Origin of the sequence: Microbacterium testaceum, assembly GCF_001476285.1 — a bacterium.
Taxonomy (GTDB): domain Bacteria; phylum Actinomycetota; class Actinomycetes; order Actinomycetales; family Microbacteriaceae; genus Microbacterium; species Microbacterium testaceum_B.
On record NZ_LDRU01000127.1, the window covers coordinates 1 to 4,879 of the forward strand.

The 4,879-nt window shown below is 72.3% G+C and carries 5 protein-coding genes; 4 read left to right on the plus strand and 1 reads right to left on the minus strand.

Annotated features, from left to right (window positions below; genetic code table 11):
- The first annotated feature begins 109 nt into the window (after positions 1–109).
- The 4 genes from NS283_RS17670 to NS283_RS17685 all read left to right on the plus strand — a co-directional run bounded on the left by NS283_RS17670 (position 110) and on the right by NS283_RS17685 (position 4,598).
- The gene (locus NS283_RS17670) at positions 110–667 is read left to right on the plus strand and encodes an ECF transporter S component (RefSeq protein WP_058598159.1); all 558 of its coding nucleotides are present in this window, start codon (positions 110–112) and stop codon (positions 665–667) included.
- Positions 668–731: 64 nt separating this feature from the next.
- Positions 732–2,507, plus strand: coding sequence for an ABC transporter ATP-binding protein (locus NS283_RS17675; protein ID WP_058598160.1), 1,776 nt, complete (start codon positions 732–734; stop codon positions 2,505–2,507).
- On the plus strand, positions 2,504–3,295 hold the full coding sequence (locus NS283_RS17680; protein WP_058598161.1) for an energy-coupling factor transporter transmembrane component T family protein: 792 nt from the start codon (positions 2,504–2,506) through the stop codon (positions 3,293–3,295). The genes NS283_RS17675 and NS283_RS17680 overlap by 4 nt, the downstream gene beginning before the upstream one ends.
- A 64-nt stretch (positions 3,296–3,359) precedes the next feature.
- Positions 3,360–4,598: an LCP family protein gene (locus tag NS283_RS17685; protein WP_058598162.1), complete on the plus strand. Its 1,239-nt coding sequence runs from the start codon at positions 3,360–3,362 to the stop codon at positions 4,596–4,598.
- Positions 4,599–4,647: 49 nt separating this feature from the next.
- On the opposite strand, the gene NS283_RS17690 is transcribed toward NS283_RS17685, so the two are convergent.
- On the minus strand, positions 4,648–4,879 hold a 232-nt coding region (locus NS283_RS17690; protein WP_193752710.1), incomplete at its 5' end, for a D-alanyl-D-alanine carboxypeptidase family protein.

The window sequence follows — 4,879 nt, forward strand, 5'->3', positions numbered from 1 at the left end:
GAGTGTCCAAGAAACCCGGGAATCGGGCGCGTCTTTTCCGGGTTTCTCGGACACTCGACGTCGAGAGACGCGCGCACAGACGCTGCGCGGCCGCCGATACGCTGGCCCCATGGCCCCGGCATCCGTTCTCTCGACCCGCGTGCTGCTCGTCTGCGCGGCGATCGGGGTGGGGACGGGCATCCTCGGCGGGGCCGCCGGCTGGCTGACCCTCGCGGTCCTGGCGGCGGCACCGTGGGCCTACGGGCTGGTGCTGGGCTCGCACGTTCTGCCCGGGATCATCGCGCAGCAGGTCATCCGCCGCCCCTGGGTCGCCCTCGTCACCCACGTGCTCGCCGCCCTCGTCGCGAGTGCGATGGCGCCGCAGTGGACCTTCCGCTTCCTGGGCACCGCGATCCTGATCGGCGGGATCCAGGAGGGCGTGGCGGCCCTCACCCGTTATCGCGTGTGGGCGGCGGCCCGCTTCTTCATCTCGGCGGTCATCGTCGGCGTCGTGATCGCCGTCCCGGTGTGGTTCGCGGGTGACATCGCGAGCCTCGCCCCTATCGCGCGGGTGGCGGCGGTGGCGATCAGCATCCTGGGCCCGGTGGCGTGGACGGCCGTGGGCCTCGGCATCGGCTCGGGGCTGCGCGGCGCGGGCGTGGCGCGCGGTCTCTCGACACCGAGATGAGCGCGGATCGCCCGAGTTAGGGTGCACTAAGTTGGGGGGCGTACGCGCTCCCGAGGACTCGCCCGTGACCACTCGCCCCCACCCCGTCGCCGCCTCCGCCGCGGCGGACACGGCGGCGCTGCTGAGCCTGCGAAACGTGACGATCTCGCACCTCGAGGCGAGCACCCCCACGCCCTCGGCCGTGAGCTTCGACGTCCACCCGGGCGAGGTCGTGCTGCTCCTCGGCCCGAGCGGCTCCGGCAAGTCGACTCTCGCCCTCGCGATGAACGGCCTCGTCCCGCACACCGTCCCGGCGACGGTCGAGGGCATGGTGCGGGTGGCGGGACAGGATGCCGCGACCGCGACGGTCGCCGAGCTCGCCACCACGGTGGGCATGGTCTTCCAAGACCCGGACGCCCAGCTGATCACCGGGACGCTGCTCGACGAGGTCGCCTTCGGTCCCGAGAACCTGCGCCTTCCCGTCGCCGACGTGCTCGCGCGCGCCGAAGCGGCCCTGCGGCGGATGGGCCTCTGGCACCGGCGACATGAGTCGCCGGATGTTCTCTCCGGCGGCGGTCGGCAACGCCTCGCGATCGCGTGCGCGCTCGCGATGGGCTCGCCCCTCCTCGTGCTCGACGAGCCCACGGCCAACCTCGACCCGGCCGGCGTCGACGACGTCTACTCGGCGCTGCGCGACGTGGTCGCCGCGGGCGATCGGGCCATCGTCCTCGTCGAGCACAACCTCGACGCGGCGGTCGAGCTCGTCGACCGCGTCGTCGTGCTGGACGGAACCGGATGCCTCGTCGCCGACGGTCCGGTCGACGCGATCCTGCGCGACCGCGCCGCCGATCTCCACGCGCTCGGCGTGTGGCTCCCCACGGCGACCCTCGCGGCGCTCCGCCTCGAGCAGAGCGGCCACCGTTTCGACCGGCTGCCGCTCACGCCGGCGGAGCTGCGCGCGGCGCTGATCGACGCCCCGGCAGCGGCTGCCGCGCCCGCAGCGGCCTCGGCACACACTCCTCAGCCGCAACCGCGCCGCGGCGATGTCCTGGTGAGCGTCGAGGGGCTGCAACTTTCTCGCGGGCGCACCCGCGTGCTGCACGGCAACGACCTCGAAGTCACGGCGGGCGAGTTCGTCGCCGTGGTCGGTGCGAACGGCGCGGGAAAGACGACGCTGGTCCAGGCGATCGCGGGCGTCCTGCGTCCCCCGCGCGGGACCGTGCGGATCGACGGACTCGACGTGCGCCGCGTCGACGCGCGCGCCCTGTCGCGGCACGTGGGTTTCGTGTTCCAGAACCCCGAGCACCAGTTCATCGCCACGACCGTGTTCGACGAGATCGCGCACGGCCTCCGCGCCACGCGCCTCGACGGTCGCCGCCTCGACGACGCCGAGGTGCGCCGGCGCACCGACGACCTGCTCGCCCGCTTCGGTCTGGCGGACAAGGCCGGCATCCATCCCTTCCTCCTCTCCGGCGGCCAGAAGCGACGACTGTCGGTGGGGACGGCGCTCGTCGGCGGCGCGCGGCTGCTCGTGCTCGACGAACCGACGTTCGGACAGGACCGCGCCCGCGCAGACGAACTGCTCGCGCTCCTCGACGACCTGCGCGAGAGCGGCACGACGATCATCGTGGTGACGCACGACATGCAGGTGGTCGCCGAACACGCCGACCGACTGATCGTCGTCGACGACGGGCGCATCGTGGCGGACGGCCCCACCGCGCACGTCTTCGCGGACGACGCGCTCCTCGCGCGCGCCGGGCTCCGGCCGCCGCCCCTGCGCGAGGCGTTCGCCGGACTCTCAAGTCACCCCGCGCTCGCGGCGATCACCCGTCTGCGCGACCTCCCCGGCGGTGCGGGATGACCGCGGTCGCGGAGGTCGCCGCCCGCGAGGAGGGGCGACGCGGCCTCGCCGTGGTGAATCCGCTCGCGAAGTTCGCCGGACCCCTGCCCGCGATGATCGCCCTCGTCTTCGTCCGCGACCTCACGAGCCCGCTCGTGTTCCTCGTTCTCGCTTCCCTCGTCCTGCTGCTCGGCACTCGTTTCACCCGGCGGGTGGTCGGCATCCTGATCGGCGTGATCCCGGCGGCCACCGTCGTCGTCGCCGTCGGGTTCGCGCTGTGGGTCGACCCCGAGCGCGTCGAGGGCACCAGCGAGGTCCTTCGCGTGGGCGATTGGGCACTCACGGAGGGTGCGCTGGCCATCGGCCTCGCCACGGGACTGCGCCTCGCGGCGATCATGACCCTCGCCTTCATCGGCGGGCTCACGACCGAGGGCTCCGACCTCGTGCGCGCGCTCGTCCAGCAGCTCCGCGTGCCGTACCGGATCGGATACGCGGCCCTCGCCGCCATCCGGTTCGTCCCGCGTTTCGGGCACGAGCTCGCGGTGATCCGTCAGGCGCACCGCATCCGGGGTGCGCGCGGCGGCGTCCTGTCGGCTCCCGCACGGTGGGCGGGGTACGTCGTCCCGCTGCTCGCCGGCGCGATCCGGCACGCCGAACGCGTCGCGCTCGCGATGGACGCCCGCGCCTTCGGCGCCCACCCCGACCGCACCGAGCGCCACCGGGTTCCGTGGCGCCGACGAGACACGGTGTTCGTCGCGCTCTGCTGGGCGGTGTCGGCCGCCGTGTTCGTCGTCGTGCGTCCGTTCTGAGCGATTCGCGCGCCGGGGCTCCGGCATCCGTCCCCCTAGACTCGGGGAAACCTCAGGAGAAGCCATGCCCCGGCGCCGTCGCACCGTCGCGCAACACGCTCGTCTGCGCTCCCCTCACCCGTTCACGCAGCTGGTCAAACTGCTCGCCGTCGCGGCCACGGTCGTGCTCGTCGCGGTCGCCGGCGTCACGGCGTACACCGCGGTCGATCTGACCTCGGAGTACGTCGCCGAGGCCGTCGTGGTCGAGAACCAGCCCGCGATCCCGCCCGACCTCGGGCAGCTCGAGGGCGGCGTGAACATGATGGTCGTCGGCATCGACGCGTGCGAGGAGCACCTGAAGGCCCTGTTCGGCGAACGGTGCGAAGGTCCGGATGCCGAGGGCCAGCTGAACGACGTCAACATCCTGCTGCACATCTCCGACGCACCGCGTCGGGTGACGGTCGTGTCGTTCCCGCGCGATCTGCTCTTCGAGGCCCCGGCGTGCGACACCCCCGACGGCGGACGGTGGGGCGGCGGGTACGTGCAGATCAACGAGATCTACTCGTACGGCGGGCTGTCGTGCGTCATGACCGCGGTGTCGGACATGAGCGAGCAGCAGGTGCAGTTCGGCGCGATGGTGACCTTCGGCGGCGTGATCGAGATCACCAACGCGATCGGCGGTGTCGAGATCTGTCTCGCGAGCCCCATGCGCGACGAGAACACCGCGATCGACTGGCCCGCGGGCCCCCGCACGATCCAGGGCTACGAGGCGTTGCAGTTCCTCCGCACTCGCTACGGCGTCGGCGGCAGCGACCTCGCGCGCATCAGCAACCAGCAGCAGTACATGTCGCGCCTGGCACGCAAGCTCGTCAGCGAAGAGGTGCTCTCGAATCCCGCGACGGTGTTCCGTCTGGCATCCACGGGACTGCGCAACGTCACGCCCACGCAGAGCCTCACCAATCCGTTGACGCTCGTCCAGATCGCCTCCGCGGTCAAGGACGTGCCGTTCGAGGACATCGTGTTCGTGCAGTACCCGACGGTGACGGCGAGTTCCGACGCGAACCGGGTCGAGCCGAACTACGCCGCGGCGCAGGTGCTGTGGGACGCGCTCTCGGCGAACCAGGGGATCGAGGTCACCGGTGCGGTCGGCGCGAACGACGGCGTCGTCGCGGAGCCCGCCCCCGGCGAGACCGCCGCGCCGACCGATGCTCCCGAGGTCGAGCCGGGCACCGTCGACCCGACCACCGGGTCCGTCGCCCTTCCGGAGTCGATCACCGGCTCGAGTGCGGCGCAGCAGACCTGCAGCAACGGCGTCGTGAACTGACGCGCCGGCGCGTCACGGGCGCGCCGCTGGTGACCGCGCGCCGCATCCCTCAGTAGCTCGGCGCGGCCGGGAGGTTGAAGAAGGCCTCGAGGGTCGAGTACCCGCCGTCGTGGTACGCCTGGGCGAGCTCGGGCCCGATGTACCGCAGGTGCCAGGCCTCGGGCTCGTAACCCGACACGCTCTCCTGCCCGTCCACGTAGCGGACGATGAAGCCGTACTCCCACGCGTGATCGCGCACCCACGCGCCCTGCGACGAGCCGGCGATGTCGTCGAGCGACCCG